Here is a 14,184-nt window from a genome sequence, read left to right on the forward strand (position 1 = left end):
TGCGCTTCGGGTCGCTGTGATCAGGAGTTTCAGCTCACAATCGCACGCTCTGCCGGATTCCAGCCAGATCTCTGTCAGCGGATGTGGCGGCCGATCAGCCTCGCCCCCGCCGTGAGTTCGGCTTCGGTCCACGCAGCAAAGCCGAGAAATAACCCGCGCTCGCGAGACCTGTGATGGAGCATCTCGCTCAGGGGCCGTGTGACGACACCGGCTTCAAGAAGGCGGCGTGACAAGCTCCTGTCATCGGTCGGACCGACGTAACGGACGAGAAGCTGCATTCCACCGGCTGGAACATCGACGGCAAGCCGTCTGCCTGCTTCCTCCGCCAATACCCGAACCAGGCAATCGCGGCGGTCCCCATAGAGGCGGGTCATGCGGCGCAGATGAGACAGGTAGGTGCCGCGCTCGATGAACTCCGCGAGAGCTGACTGCAGCGTTGCTGCCGCCAGAAGTCCGAGATGGCGCTGAGCCAAGACAAACGTTGGCGCCATCGATTGCGGGACGATCACATAGCCGACGCGGATATCTGCGGACATCGACTTTGCAAATGTCCCGACATAGAAAACGAGCGCGTCCGGATCGATGGCCGCGAGTGCGGCGACCGGACGACCCTCATAGTGAAACTCGCCATCGTAGTCGTCTTCGATGATGGCCGCTCCGACGCTTCTCGCGAAGCGCAGAAGTTCAAGCCTGCAGCCGATCGGCATCAATTTCCCGGTGGGATATTGATGGGACGGCGTAACGAAGATGATCTTGGGCGGCTGCGAGTTGCTGGCGATCCTCAACCCATCGGCATCGATCGGAACACCGACGACTTTTGCCCCCGCCGCGAACGATGCCGCGTACGCGCCGCTGTATCCGGGACTTTCGATCCATGCGACATCGCCGACATCGATCATAACGCGGGCTATCAATGTGAGAGCCGCCTGGGCCGACGGCACAACGATGATCTGTTCGGCTCGAGCCGAGATTCCCCGATGCGTTGCAAGATGTTTCAGCAGCGCATCCTGCAATGTTGGATCGTTGACGGTGAAATTGCTCCACCGAAACCTGCGATTGGCGGCATGCCTGAGACAACGACCCCAGATGTCCCGGGGAAATTCGCGCTCGTCGGCCAGGCCCGGTTGAAAGGGCCGAGGCAGGTCGCGGTAGACCGGCGGCCAGTTGGATTTGGCAAGCTTTCGCCCCCATGCGGAAAGCCGAGGCCGCGCGGAGACGTCCCGGGCAACATCGCCTCGCTGTCGGGTTGTCAGAAGCGATGCGCCCGCGGCGACCACCGGCCGCCGGCTCTGCGATACGTCCAGATAGCCCTCGGCCGCGAGCTGCTCGATCGCTTGCGTCACCGTGTTGCGAGAAACGTTGAGTCTCGCGGCCAATGCGCGACTCGACGGAAGACGCCGCCCCGACTTGAGGTGCCCTTCGGAAATCAACGACCGCAATTGTCCGGCGAGCCGGCTGGTCAGCGAGGTGGCGCCGGCCCGCGACAGATCGAGAAGCCCCTCCAGGAGCTCGTCCATAAAGTGGCACTCTTGTTTTGTTCGTATTGGCTCTTTTCATAGGGCCAATTCAGGCGCTAGGCAATCTTGTTCGATGATTGTCCGAAAGCCAGATGCCCTCCCAAGGCCTCCCTCTTCGCCGCGCCCTCGTGCTGCTGTGCCTCGTCGCGTTGGCATGGGGAGCGAGCTGGCCGATCACCAAGATGATCGTGCGCGAGATGTCGCCACTATGGTCGTCATCGTTTCGCTGCGCGATCGCTGCAGTTGTCCTGGCCTCACTGCTGTTGGTGCGCCGGCAGTTCGTTATTCCAAAGCGCGGTGATATGCCGGTCGTCCTATCGACATCGCTGCTGCATATGACGGCCTTTTCTGCGCTGGTCGCGGCGGGATTGCAATTTCTGCCGGCAGGACGCGCAAGCGTTCTTGGCTATGCGACTCCTATCTGGGTGACGATTGGTGCGCGTATTTTTCTGTCGGAGAGCATCACGATGGGCAAGGCGATCGGCGTCTTGACGGGGCTGACAGGTCTGGGAGTGATCTTCAGCCCAGGCTCCCTCGATTGGAGCGATCGTCACGCTCTAATCGGAACAGGGCTGGTGGTGCTTGCCGCCTTCTGCTGGGCAGCGAACATCGTTTACGTGCGGGCACACACGTGGATCTCGTCACCCTTTCAGCTCGCGTTCTGGCAGGTGACGTTGGCGTTTGTCGTGCTGTCGATTGCTGCCTTGATGATCGATGGCATCCCCCGCGTGACCTGGACGCCGCGCCTCGTCGGCCTCCTGCTCTTCAGCGGAATTATTTGCACCGCATTGGCGCACTGGGCCATGTCCGTTGTGAACCGCAGCCTGCCGGCGGTGACAACGTCGCTCGGCCTGCTGGCAACACCCGCGCTCGGAATTGTCGGCGGCATTGCCATTCTCGGAGAGCCGATAGACCCCTCATTGCTGTTTGCGCTCGCTTTGCTTGTGGGCGGCATCTGGATCGGTATGACCAACGAGAAGCGGACGTCGCACAGTCCGGCGGAATAACCTCGCGCGGACAATTTCGACAGGATCGGGCTAGTGCTCCGTTTCCAACGTTCGCATCGTAACCTCGTCGCCAACGCATCGGGTCCGGACGTCAGGCCTCATCCGTTTCCGGGACCTTGACGATGACGGCTTCATCCGGGCTGATCGGACGTCCATCCTCCGTGCGAATATCGAGCCGCACTGCCTTGCCGGTGTCACGCTCGACAAGGTGCGAATGCTTCTCGCCCGGCGCGAACAGGTGTCGCTCGCCGAACTGCCGCAGCGCGACCATGACGGGAAAAAGATCGCGGCCCATGCGCGTCAGCCGATATTGCTGCCGGGCGCTGTCGGCGGCGGGCACGGTCTCGAGAATACCTCGCTCGGTCAGGGTGCGCAGGCGGCTGGCCAGGATGTTCTTGGCGATGCCGAGGCTCCTCTGAAATTCGCTGAAGCGCGTCAACCCGTCGAACGCGTCACGGACGATCAGCAGCGACCACCAGTCGCCAATGACGTCGAGCGAGCGAGCGCTCGGACAATAATCACCCTTATGGCTCTTGCGCTTGACCATGGCATTCCACGGGCTCTTGTAGCCGCTACCGGTGTGATGGTTGCATCATAAAACCAATCCTGCTATCGATCAATTGGTTTCATCTTGAAACCAATTGGAGAGCCAATATGCGATCGGATCCCGGAGCCGTACCCGCCGATGTCGCGAATGCCTGCGCGCATCTTGATGGTGTCGCACCAAGCCGGGCTGCCGACGCGCCGCTTTCCCGCGCCCTTACCCTGCTTTTCGCTGCTGCGGGCGGCCTCGCCGTCGCCAACGCCTATTTCGCGCATCCGCTGCTCGATGTGATGGCCGACGATCTCGGCCTGCCGCGCGCGACCGTCGGTCTCGTCGTGGCCGCGACGCAGGTGGGCTACGGGCTCGGGTTGATCCTCCTCGTGCCGGCCGGCGACCTCGTCGATCGCCGCAAGCTGGTGATCGCGCAGTCCCTCCTGTCAGTTCTCGCGCTTCTTTCGGTCGGCTTCGCCCCGACCGGCGCCGCGCTGCTCGCCGCGATGGCGGCGATGGGCTTCTTCGCCGTCATCACGCAGGCCTTCGTGGCCTACGCGGCGAGCCTCGCCCGGCCGGACCAGCGCGGCGCAGTGGTCGGCACGGTGACGAGCGGCATCGTCATCGGCATCCTGCTTGCGCGCACCGTCGCGGGCGCCCTTGCCGACGTCTCCGGCTGGCGCGCCGTCTATTTTCTGTCGGCCGCCCTGACGCTCGCCATCACAGCAATCCTCGCCCGCGTCCTGCCGGCACAGCCAAAGCAGAGCGAACGCGTGCCCTATCCGCAGCTCATCGGCTCGCTCGTCACGCTCTTCCGCGAGGAATCGGTGCTGCGCGTCCGCGCCATCCTCGCCATGCTGATCTTTGCCGATGTTACAACATTGCTGACGCCGCTGGTGCTGCCGCTGAGCGCGCCGCCCTATTCGCTCTCCCACACGATGATCGGCCTCTTCGGCCTTGCCGGAGTTGCGGGGGCGCTCGGCGCCGCCCGGGCCGGACACTGGGCGGACCGAGGGTTCGGACAGCGCGTCACCGGCATAGCGCTCGCACTCATGCTCGCTGCGTGGCTGCCGATTGCGCTGCTCCCTCACTCCATCCTGTGGCTGATTCTCGGCGTGGTCGTTCTCGACTTCGGTCTACAGGCGGTGCACGTGACCAACCAGGGCCTCATCTATCGCGTGCGGCCGGAAGCGCAGAGCCGGCTCACTGCCGCCTACATGGTCTTCTATTCCATCGGCAGCGCATTGGGATCTTCGTCGTCGACGGTCGTCTACGCCCATGCGGGCTGGAGCGGCGTCTGCGTCCTCGGCGCCGCCATCGCCGCGGCGGCTCTCCTGTTCTGGGCCCTCACGCTACGGCACAGATGATGGCAAGACCGGTCGGCCTATGAAAGCTCCTCGGGCTCCTTGAACAGGAACGTAAGCTGATTGGCATCTTCGTCGTTCAATCGTGTCGAGGCGCCGTCCTTTTCGTAGAGCAGGTCAATCTTTCCCTTCGGCCCCTCGGGCTCGATCGCCGCAAGGCCATCCAGAACCGCCAGGAAATTGTACGTCGCCTGCCTGGCCGCGAAGTCGACGGCTCGGGCGCACGTGTCTTGATCCTTCGCGCTCAGGCCGTTGAACCACGCGCTGAGCTCGACCAGTTCGGGATGAGGCCGCCTGCCGGCCGGTTTCCGGAAGGCGTCGATCGTTCCCTTCGCGGCGGCCTTGTAGACGGCAACCTTGATGGCGCGAACAAACTCTCTCTGGTTCATTTCGCAAACGCTCCTGGGTACAGCTGCCTGTTGAGATCGATCAGCTCGCGCAGGCTGCTGTTCGGAGCGTCAGTGTAGTTCCGAAGATTGCGGATGTCCCGAGCCAAAAGATCACGGGCGGTGCCGGTATACGGTCCCGTGAGATTGGGGATCGACTGATGCTGGATGGTCGGAACCGATATGGCCGGCGCCGTTCTTGGACGGTACCCTTGAACAACTTGCCCCATCGCATGCTGCTGACCCGCATGGTGGAGCTGCAAATCGTCCCCGACGCGAGAGAGCCGTTGCAGGTCGTTGTAACGACCGACCTGGAACGGCGTGACCCCTCTTGCCGCAGCACGAATTCCGCCGATCGCGGCAGCCGCCGCCGTGGCGGCAGAGGCGCCCGTCGCGGCGGTCCGCGTCGCCGGGAAGCTGTTCGCGACGGACTGGAAGGTGCTGAGCGGAGCATCGCGGAAATTGTCGGCGAGCCTTCGCAGATCTCCAGGGATCCTGGCGAGCGCGTCCCAACTGTTGGACAGATAATTTCTGAGGCCGTCCTGCCATGATGGCTCCGGCCGGGGCGCAGCGACAGGCGCCGGATTGGCTGGCGTAGCCGGAGGCACAGGCGGGGACGATACAGGCGCTGGTGGTGCAGGTGCAGGTGCAGGCGGCGCCGGCGGTGCTGCAGACGCAGGCTGCGGGGGCGGAATGAACACCTCCGGCTCCGGCAGGGCGATAACGGGTGGCGGGGCGGGCAGTGGCGGTGGGACGACCGGCAGAGGCGGCGGTCCGATCGCGCGCATCTGCTCGATCGTCGCGTCGATCTGCTGCGACAAACCGTTCACCGCGGCGCTCATCTGCGCGTTCGTCGCCTGAAATCCAGCAATGACGTCGCCAAACGAGCCATCGCCCGGCAATGGATCGTCCGGCGTGACCACGATTGGCGGAAGCTCGATGGTGGCGGTTGAACCTGTGCTGCCGATGTCCATGAAACGCTCCTCAAAGTGCGTTTGACGATCGTGCCCCTCGGGGAGTGCTCGCTGCCCCTTGGCCTCGAAGATCGTCGCGCCGCCTGACGAGAAGCTGTCAGGCGAGAACACGAGCTCCCTGTGCGCGATGACGGTGTTTTGAGATTCCTGCGATGGACTTCCCGCACGACCGGCGGGATTTTCGAATTCAATGCACGCATATGCTCAGGAGCTGCGATGGCCCGTCCCCTCTGCATCATTGGTGCACCTTCGAGCGCCGGCGCCTATGCGCCGGGACAGGAAAAGGCCCCGGCGGTTTTCCGGCGTCATGGGCTGCTTTCGACACTGGCGAAATCCGGCCACCGCGTAGACGACCTGGGAGATGTGCCAGGCTTCCGCTGGCGACCCGATCCGCAGCGGCCGAAATCCATGAATCTTGCTGCTGTCCGGCAGGCCGCAGCAGCCGTGGCCGAGAAGGTGGCAGAGGCTCTGGCCGGCGACGCCGCAGCACTTGTGCTCGGCGGTGACTGCACCGTCGAACTTGGGACTGTCGCCGGCGCGCTCCGCGGTGAGCATTCGGTCGGGCTGATCTACATCGATCTCGACGTCGATCTGAACGCCCCAAAGACAAGCGACGGCGCGCTCGACTGGACCGGCACCGCGCACCTGCTCGACCTGCCGGGCACCGAAGCCGAACTGAGCGGGCTTGGCCCGCGCCGGCCGATGCTTGCGCCGGCCGATATTCTGTACTTCGCCGCTGACAACATCACGCCGCCCGAGGCGGAGGTGATGCGCGCGCTGGACCTGAAGCAGATTGCGCTCGCGGACGTCAAAGCGGATCCGGTCGGCGCAGCCAGACACGCGGTGGCCTGGGGCGCGCGATACAACCGGCTTCTGATCCATCTCGATGTCGATGTGCTGGCCTTCACCGATTTCCCGATTGCGGAGAATGTTCGCCGCTGCGAAAGCTTGAGCTTCGACGCACTTTCGGTGGCGCTGGCGCAGCTGCTTTCAGCGGCGAACTGGCGCGCCCTGACGGTGACAGAGGTCAATCCTGATCACGCACCCGATGAGCGAGAGATGTTCGATCGCCTCATCTTGATGCTGTCGCAAGCGTTGCCGGTGTAAGCCTTCCGCGCGCCGCAAGCGGATTGGTGCGACGACCGAGACAGAGATGCAGGCCAATGAGCTCGACATCGCGGCCGTTCGAAAGAGACCGCGTAACCCCCGCGCTGCTGGCGTCATGGTCTTCGATGACCAGCGAACAATGGCTGGCCAGCAATCCCGCGCGCGGCCAGTGCAACGTGACGGCGCTGCTTCTGAACGAGTTCTTCGGCGGCGATATCTTGAAGACGCCGCTCGCCGAAGGCGACCACTTTTACAATCGCATCGATGGCCGGCGAATTGACCTGACAGAGAGCCAGTTTGCGACACCGGCAAGCTATCTCGATATTGACTCTGATCGAGATGAAGCGCTCGCCGGCACGTCAGCCGCCAGATACGAGACCCTGAAGGCAGCGTTTATTCGGCATTTCAGATAGCCAGATCACGCCACAGCGCGCGATCGAAGCGCAGTCCTACCGCTTTCGGCTGATTAAAGATCGGTCCGCTCTTCGGAGATGTCGCGGCGCTTTTCCATATTGAAGCGCCCGGCATAGATCGGCCGGCCGCCGGTGGTCGGGCCGGGATACTGCACGATCAGGATATCGCCCCCTGTCGCCGTTTCGAACTTGCCCTCAAAATGCGGATCCGGATGAAAGATCATCGTTCCCGGCGTGTAGAGATTGTCGTCGATCCGGAATTCGCCGGAGAGGATGTACCAGACCTGAGCGAAATCGTGATTGTGAAGCGGATGATGGGCGCCGGGCTCGAGCCGCAGAATGCCTGCGTTCGGCTCCGTCGGCCGTTCGGGCCGCGGATGAAACAGCATCTTGCCGGTCTCACCCGGCCAACGAATGGTCTCCCACTCGACGTCGTCGATGTGCTTCGCTTCGTACGGCAGATGCCCGCCGCGCGCAGATGGCGTCATGGTTTGCATCGTCATCCTCCCTGGCTCGTCTTGCCCTTGCCGGATCTCGTCGAGGTCGCGGCGCCCGGCACGCGCCACCAGTCGAAATGCTCGCTTCTTCCGGACGATCTGGCTTCGGAAGATTTGGCGACCACCATCAGAATCCGCGCTTCGTCATCGCCGACGTTATCGGCGCGGTGCGGTAGCTCGGAGTTCAGGAAAATGCCTTCGCCCGCGGCCAGCTCGAAAACTTCCGCGCCGACATGAAAGCGGATGCGGCCGCTGATGACGTAGCAATATTCCTGCCCCGGATGCGACACCATCAGATCCATGCGGTTCTTCCGCGGGAAGAGCAGGTGAAAGACCTCAAGATCGTCATTGGGCATGCCGCCGGCGAACAACTGCCAGCGATAACCGGTGCTTGGAACGCTTCGACTCTCGGCGACGTCGCCGTGGCGATGCACGGTGACGTCACTGCGAAGCTGGCCGGACGGATTGGCGAAGAGTTCACTGACTCCAATGTCGAGCGCTTCTGCAATCTGGATCAGATTTGCGACGGAGCTGGAGACCTGACCGCGCTCGAGGCGCGAGACGAATGCATCGGAAAGTCCTGTCGCGTCGGCCAATTCCTTCAGTTTCATGCCCCGCGCTTCCCGCAATGCGCGGATGTGGGCACCGAGCCGCGCCAAGGCCTCGTCATGAATTTTCATGAGGATGATGGTCTCAAGGATTTACTTATGGGTCAAGAAAAATTGCTCAGTAAGCAATTTCTCTTTCGACAGTCTGAGGTTTTATTGCGAATCGGCACGCGGGCGAGCTTCTGAGTTTGCGTATCGTGCAATTTGCGCAGAATGCCGAGTCATGCCTGCCGACATGACAAACTTGACGATTGCGATTCATGCAACATACGATGTTGCATGAATTCTGATCGCAAACTTTTACGCCTTCTTCCAGTCCGGCACGCGTTGGCAGCATGAGCGAGCAGCTATCCCCTTTCTCCAATCCCGAGGCGGTGGCTCGTTACGCCGACGGACCGCCGCGGATCGTGCCCGGGTACAGCGCCATGCAACGGATGACGACGCTTCTGCTTGCGGAACGCGTGCCGGAAAACGGGACGGTGCTGGTTCTCGGCGCCGGAGGCGGGCTGGAGTTGAAGGAATTTGCAGAGGCCCATCGCGGCTGGACCTTCGACGGCATCGATCCATCTGCCGAAATGCTGAAACTCGCAGAACGGACGCTCGGACCGTTCGAGTCGCGCGTGTCTTTGCATCAAGGATATGTCGACAGCGCACGGGAAGGTCCGTTCGACGCCGCGACCTGCATCCTCACCGCGCATTTCATGAGCCCGGAGGAGCGGCAGCGCACGGCTATCGAAATCCGTCGACGCCTCAGGCCCGGCGCTCCCTACGTGAGCGCCCATTTGTGCATTCCACGAGGTCAAGGCGATCGAGCACTCTGGCTGTCACGATACGCAGCCTTCGCAATCGCCAACGGCATTGAGCCTGGCCAAGTTGCGAACGGTCGCACGGCCATCGAGACGAAAACACACGTTCTCACACCGGAGGAGGACGAAGCGATCCTCCATGCGGCCGGATTTTCGAATGTCAGCCTGTTCTATGCCGCCTTCACCTTCCGTGGCTGGGTGGCCTATGCCTGATGGGGCCGATGTCGGCGAAGCGGACCGGGCGTGATCTTGCGCGATGATCGCTCGGAGACTGTCGGACAGTCTGCGCAGCCGGTCCAACGCGCGATCGTAGTCAGCGCTTGCGCACGAATTCTGTGCGCAACACCAGGCCCTTGATCGTTTCGTGGCGGCAGTCGATTTCTTCCGGGTTGTCCGTGAGCCGGATCGACCTGATGATCGTCCCCTGCTTGAGCGTCTGGCCGGCGCCTTTGACCTTGAGATCCTTGATCAGGATGACCGAGTCTCCGTTTGCGAGAACGTTACCGGATGCGTCGCGGACCTCAGCCGCCTTGGCTTTCTCCGCAGCGATTTCAGAAGCGGGCCGCCACTCGCCAGTCACCTCATCATAGAGGAAGTCGTCCTGACCGTTCATATCTATCCTGCAGGCTGTTTTCGCTACGCTGTGATCTCGCCGACGCGTTGCAAGAAAGTCTTTGCAAGCAACTGGCGCGCCCGCGTAGATGAAACTGATAACTATGTCTCCGCAGGAGCGCAATGATAGTACCGCCACTGACCCGCGGTCGCGTCCGCGAGTATCGAAGGCTCACCGAATCCGCTATGGTCGACTGTAGAGCAATCGGTGTGTCAACCGCATATTGATGCGGTTGGAGTTTTGGTACGCGCGGGCAGCCTAGTTACGTCACCGGCGGCTTCCCATGCGTCCTGCGCGCTGAAATGGCGAATGCCAGTACCAATCCGTTCAGGATGCCAGCCACTGTGCACATGACAGTGATTGCTAACGCTCCCGAAGCAATGCCATAGGCGACCCAGAGAAGATTGCCTGCCGCAAGCATGGTGTTTCGGCTGATCGGCTCCGCAGCAGCCACATCGGGGCGACGCATGATCTCCCAGACGCGTGGAAGAGCAGAGACAGCGATCATCCCGCCGGCACAGAAACCGAGCAATTCCGTTAAAACAGCTTCACTTATTGGCAAGGTCATGCCGAGCACCTCTCTTCCCAGAGATACGCGCCCGCGGAAAATTGCAAACCGCACAACAGCACCGTGTCATACTCGATATGCTCGGTCCTTCCGAGACTATTTAAACGGAGATCAAAACAAGGGACAATTTTATGTCCAACGCCCATCTGCCGCCGGAGCTTGTGCGAGAAGCTGCGCTCAATCATCGTCTGATGCTGGATCACCCCGAAAGGCGTGTCGTGACAGTGTCAGAATCCCGATGGGGTGAACTGATCCTGCCGGCGCCGGATGAACGACCTCCACACGGCGCCGCGGGATTGCGCATCGTCCTCTTTGCGAGCTTCGAATTTGGCTACATGGTCCTCGAGGCAGTCAGAGCTTATGCAAGAGAGTTTTCTGACCGTGTGCAACTGGTAGGCTTGGTCACGGACGATCCTGTGAACCCGACCGCTCATATCGGTCTGAAGAAGCGAGTCTGGAGGTATATGGATCGCGACGAAATTCTCGGCATCGAGACGGCCGTCGCAGATAGGGCCCTGAAAGAGGGGATGCCGGCCTATACGGGCGAGATTAAGATCGTTGGCTTTCACGAATTGCTCGCGTCCTGGCGGCCGGACGCGATTATCAGCTGCGTGTTCGGCCAGGTGATCGACGCTTCGATCATCAATCGACCAGCCTATGGGATCTACAATTTCCACCCGTCTGATCTGGCGCATGGTTTCGGCGCTGGCCCCGGACCTGCCGAAGACCTCATCACGCGCCATGCGACGAGTACGGTCTGGACCGTCCACCAGGTCACCGAGGGCGTCGACGCCGGTCCTATCGTTGCAGTATCCCCGCCCATCAATGTCCTGGATCAGAGTGGTACGCTGCCCACCAACCCCTTGGTGCTCTATGACAAGCTCCTCGAGCCCGTTGGCTGCCTTGCCGTCTGTCTGGTGGATGCACTCGCCAAGCGCTTTGCTGCCGGCACGCCGGGAAAACTCGATACCTTGGATGTCGAAACAGCCATTCCCGCAGACGTGCGAGTGCGAATGCAAGAGCCAATCCGCGCGGATCGTCATATCAACACGCTGCCAAGATTCGAGCCGGCAACTTTGGCGCCATTCCGATGAGCGCTCCCGAAGAGATAACACCTGCACCCGCCGTTCTGATCGTGGGAGCCGGGCCAGCCGGGTTGTTTGCGGCTTGCGAACTTCTTCGCCAAGGCGTCAGGCCGCGCATCGTAGAGCGCAGGCTCACGTCGCATCATGAGGCTCGCGGGACGGTTCTGCAGCCCGCGGTACTGGAGATCATCGATCGGGCCGGCCTGATCGAGCCTTTCCTTTGCGCCGGCGTGCGCATCAAGCGGATTCAACTTCTGGGCCCGGGTTTGCAGGAAATCGCGACCACTCATTTCGCAGGGACCGGCTGCAGATATGAGTTTCAGTGCAGCCTGCCGCAGTGGCGTACCGAGGCAGTCCTGCGCAACCATTTGAAGAGCCTTGGTGTCGAGGTCGAATTTGGCACGGAGTTAACGTCGATCGAAAATGAACCGGCTGGCTTGCGCGTGACTCTCGATGCCGGTGGCCGAACGGAGATCTTCAAGACCGGTTACGTGCTGGACGGAGGCGGTGCGCATAGCGTCACGCGCCATTCGATGCACGAACATCTCGAGGGGGATACATATGACGGCCGATACATCGTTGCCGACGTGAAAGTTCGCTCACCGTGTCCGGCTGAATGTGGCCGCGTCATTGTGGGGCCCGAGGGCTTTGTGCTGTTCTCGCCGCTGCCAGAGGAGCGCTGGCTCATTTTTGTCAATCGGGGCGAGGCTGACACGCAGCCCGAGCTTCCGACGCTGGACGAGCTGGGCGCATTGATCACTTCCCGCACCGGCGTCGACTTTGGCTTGCATGACCTCAAATGGGTTTCCTATTTCAAGATGTACAATCGCGCCGCAGAACGCCTAAGCGACGATCGGCGTTTCCTGCTGGGCGACGCCGCCCATTTGTCCAGCCCGCTCGCCGCAGAGGGACTCAATGCGGCGCTCATGGACGCGGCCGATATTGCCTGGAAACTCGCGCTCGTCATGCGCGGCGCCGCGAAACCATCACTGCTCGACAGTTACGCGATCGAGCGGGGACTTGCCGATCGCCATGTGTTGGAGGTGTCGGACGAGGCGCATAGGCTCGTGATGGGACTTATCACGACGTGCGCGGGTGGGCGTCTGCCGGTCCTTCAGCCGGGAAACCCAGCACAGAACGTGGCGAAGGTGCGCAGACGATTGATGCTCGATGTCTCTTACGCGGGAAGTCCACTGGTCGGGGAGGCTGGCGTCGTTGTCGAGGGACCATCACCGGGAGAGCGCTTCCCGGCCCGCCTCCGGCTGAACGATATAGGCCATCATCTTATTGTGTTCGGCGACGTGCCCTGCTTGGACCGCCTCCGCAAACGCTGGGGTAAGCTCATCTCGATTGTCGATGCTTCAAGCGCGCACTTCGACACGGCTGAAGTTGGCGCACCTAACGACGGCGCCATCCTCGTGCGGCCGGACGGCTTCATCGGGTTCCGCGCTATTCCCGCCGACGAAAAGACGATGGCTGCCCTTGATGCCCACGTGGCGACGTATCTCGTCCCTGACGCGGGCGCGGATGACCGTACAGGAGACGACCGTCCTCATGGGTGATGTTGCCAGAAGGGCTCAAGATCATGGAGAACACGCCCTTACGGCCGTCGACACTACATCATCCATCCGGAAGTTCAGAAGTCACAGCCCGCTCATCACCGGTCGCGGGCACGAACCTACAAGATGACTATCGTCGCCTCGTCGCCGAAAAGATAAAGCGCACCGACAGGAAATGTCATGCCACCCGTCGGCAACACGACGATGTGAGCAAAATCTGATGCCGGTGAAAGCGGTTACCGGATCTGGTCTTGGGCGATGATCGTTCGGAGACTGTTGGACAGGCCGCGCAGTCGCTCCAACGCGCGATCGTAGTTTGCCTCGCCGATCTCGCGCCAGATGCGGCTCTGCGTCCCGACCAGCTCTTCAATGGTGATCGGGCAGGTCGCAGCTTCAGCGACGGCACCTTTTTCGTTGATGAGATAGCGGCCGTTCACGGCGAACAGGACCTGCGCGATACAGCACAGCGCCCGATGAGCGCAGCCCGCCACATGTGTTTGCTCAAGACGCCTGGCCGCCAGTTCGGCATTCTCGATGGCAAAATCCACTTCCCAGCCGAAGCGGGCGACGAGTGCGTCCTTCAGCGCTTGCGGGAATGGCCAGCATCCCGCCTTCAGCTTCCCAATGCCGTCGAGAGGGTCAAACAGAGGCTGACAGATCGCGATCTCGCCCATCCAAATTGCCGAACAGAAGCCATGAGGGTGCCCGGGCTGGTAGTTCATCGAAATGCGGCCGCGTCGCGCATCGTCGATCACCGATCTCACGCGTTCAAGATCACGGTAGAGAAGGTCGACCTTTACGTCCGCGACGGTGAGCCAGCCGCCGCCGTTGATCCATGGTCCCCACTCGTCGACCGGTGTCAGCGTGGTCGATGAATCATCAACCAGCGGCGCGATGGCAGATTGGAGCGCTGCGATGTCGAGAGGCGCGGTCGGCTGGTAATACAAGCCGATGTCGTAATCGGACGCCGGACCGGAAGTCCCCCTCGCGCGCGAGCCGCCGAGCACAATCGCCACGATGCCTTCGACAGGCTCGAGGGCCTGGACAACCCGGGTGAGAATGGGATCTTTCATTGGCGATCATCCAAGTACACGGACTGAGCTGCTTGACGCCCCGTCAGCTCGGCGCTCCAGCCACCGATGCGA

At 61.8% G+C, this 14,184-nt stretch carries 16 protein-coding genes and 1 pseudogene; 7 read left to right on the forward strand and 10 right to left on the reverse strand.

All coding sequences use genetic code 11. The features are described from left to right. Positions 1–74: 74 nt before the first annotated feature. Positions 75–1,517, reverse strand: a complete 1,443-nt coding sequence (locus RCO31_RS05840) for a PLP-dependent aminotransferase family protein (RefSeq protein ID WP_308967294.1) — start codon at positions 1,515–1,517, stop codon at positions 75–77. 92 nt (positions 1,518–1,609) lie between these two features. Here RCO31_RS05840 and RCO31_RS05845 point away from each other — a divergent pair, with 92 nt between their 5' ends. Then, positions 1,610–2,524 carry a DMT family transporter gene (locus RCO31_RS05845; RefSeq protein ID WP_308967295.1) on the forward strand — a complete coding sequence of 305 codons (915 nt, stop codon included), beginning with the start codon at positions 1,610–1,612 and terminating at the stop codon, positions 2,522–2,524. Positions 2,525–2,615: 91 nt separating this feature from the next. Here the strand turns inward: RCO31_RS05845 and RCO31_RS05850 are convergent, their stop codons facing one another. Then, a complete protein-coding gene (locus tag RCO31_RS05850) occupies positions 2,616–3,071 on the reverse strand; it encodes a helix-turn-helix domain-containing protein (protein ID WP_308967296.1) in 456 nt (151 codons plus the stop codon). Positions 3,072–3,178: 107 nt separating this feature from the next. Here RCO31_RS05850 and RCO31_RS05855 point away from each other — a divergent pair, with 107 nt between their 5' ends. After that, positions 3,179–4,426: an MFS transporter gene (locus RCO31_RS05855; protein WP_308967297.1), complete on the forward strand. Its 1,248-nt coding sequence runs from the start codon at positions 3,179–3,181 to the stop codon at positions 4,424–4,426. Positions 4,427–4,443: 17 nt separating this feature from the next. Here the strand turns inward: RCO31_RS05855 and RCO31_RS05860 are convergent, their stop codons facing one another. Both RCO31_RS05860 and RCO31_RS05865 read right to left on the reverse strand, forming a co-directional pair. Further along, positions 4,444–4,812, reverse strand: coding sequence for a hypothetical protein (locus RCO31_RS05860; RefSeq protein WP_308967298.1), 369 nt, complete (start codon positions 4,810–4,812; stop codon positions 4,444–4,446). Beyond that, positions 4,809–5,894 carry a hypothetical protein gene (locus RCO31_RS05865; protein ID WP_308967299.1) on the reverse strand — a complete coding sequence of 362 codons (1,086 nt, stop codon included), beginning with the start codon at positions 5,892–5,894 and terminating at the stop codon, positions 4,809–4,811. Before RCO31_RS05865 ends, RCO31_RS05860 begins: the two co-directional genes overlap by 4 nt. Positions 5,895–5,999: 105 nt before the next feature. Here RCO31_RS05865 and RCO31_RS05870 point away from each other — a divergent pair, with 105 nt between their 5' ends. Beyond that, complete coding sequence (locus RCO31_RS05870) at positions 6,000–6,890, forward strand: arginase family protein (RefSeq protein WP_308967300.1); 891 nt, start codon at positions 6,000–6,002, stop codon at positions 6,888–6,890. Positions 6,891–6,946: 56 nt separating this feature from the next. Beyond that, positions 6,947–7,303 carry a hypothetical protein gene (locus tag RCO31_RS05875; RefSeq protein WP_308967301.1) on the forward strand — a complete coding sequence of 119 codons (357 nt, stop codon included), beginning with the start codon at positions 6,947–6,949 and terminating at the stop codon, positions 7,301–7,303. Positions 7,304–7,356: 53 nt separating this feature from the next. Here RCO31_RS05875 and RCO31_RS05880 read toward each other — a convergent pair whose 3' ends face one another. The 3 genes and pseudogenes from RCO31_RS05880 to RCO31_RS34660 form a co-directional block, all read right to left on the reverse strand. Next, positions 7,357–7,800, reverse strand: a complete 444-nt coding sequence (locus tag RCO31_RS05880; protein WP_308967302.1) for a cupin domain-containing protein — start codon at positions 7,798–7,800, stop codon at positions 7,357–7,359. 2 nt (positions 7,801–7,802) lie between these two features. Then, positions 7,803–8,102, reverse strand: coding sequence for a cupin domain-containing protein (locus tag RCO31_RS05885; RefSeq protein WP_308967303.1), 300 nt, complete (start codon positions 8,100–8,102; stop codon positions 7,803–7,805). A gap of 228 nt (positions 8,103–8,330) precedes the next feature. After that, positions 8,331–8,480, reverse strand: a pseudogene (locus RCO31_RS34660) (helix-turn-helix domain-containing protein); the annotation flags it as partial. A 263-nt stretch (positions 8,481–8,743) separates the two neighbouring features. On the opposite strand from RCO31_RS34660, the gene RCO31_RS05895 reads away from it, so the two are divergent. After that, a complete protein-coding gene (locus tag RCO31_RS05895; protein WP_308967305.1) occupies positions 8,744–9,427 on the forward strand; it encodes a class I SAM-dependent methyltransferase in 684 nt (227 codons plus the stop codon). A gap of 100 nt (positions 9,428–9,527) precedes the next feature. Here RCO31_RS05895 and RCO31_RS05900 read toward each other — a convergent pair whose 3' ends face one another. Together RCO31_RS05900 and RCO31_RS05905 are read right to left on the reverse strand one after the other, a co-directional pair. Further along, complete coding sequence (locus tag RCO31_RS05900; protein ID WP_308967306.1) at positions 9,528–9,827, reverse strand: alkylphosphonate utilization protein; 300 nt, start codon at positions 9,825–9,827, stop codon at positions 9,528–9,530. A 262-nt stretch (positions 9,828–10,089) separates the two neighbouring features. Further along, entirely contained in the window at positions 10,090–10,395 is a 306-nt protein-coding gene (locus RCO31_RS05905; protein ID WP_308967307.1) for a hypothetical protein, read from the reverse strand. A gap of 191 nt (positions 10,396–10,586) precedes the next feature. On the opposite strand from RCO31_RS05905, the gene RCO31_RS05910 reads away from it, so the two are divergent. Continuing rightward, on the forward strand, positions 10,587–11,489 hold the full coding sequence (locus RCO31_RS05910) for a formyltransferase family protein (protein ID WP_308967308.1): 903 nt from the start codon (positions 10,587–10,589) through the stop codon (positions 11,487–11,489). After that, positions 11,486–13,042, forward strand: coding sequence for an FAD-dependent monooxygenase (locus RCO31_RS05915; RefSeq protein WP_308967309.1), 1,557 nt, complete (start codon positions 11,486–11,488; stop codon positions 13,040–13,042). Before RCO31_RS05910 ends, RCO31_RS05915 begins: the two co-directional genes overlap by 4 nt. A 233-nt stretch (positions 13,043–13,275) precedes the next feature. Here RCO31_RS05915 and RCO31_RS05920 read toward each other — a convergent pair whose 3' ends face one another. Then, positions 13,276–14,112 carry a nucleotidyltransferase domain-containing protein gene (locus RCO31_RS05920; protein ID WP_308967310.1) on the reverse strand — a complete coding sequence of 279 codons (837 nt, stop codon included), beginning with the start codon at positions 14,110–14,112 and terminating at the stop codon, positions 13,276–13,278. Positions 14,113–14,184: the final 72 nt, after the last annotated feature.

The organism is Bradyrhizobium sp. LHD-71 (assembly GCF_031157255.1).
GTDB lineage: Bacteria > Pseudomonadota > Alphaproteobacteria > Rhizobiales > Xanthobacteraceae > P52-10.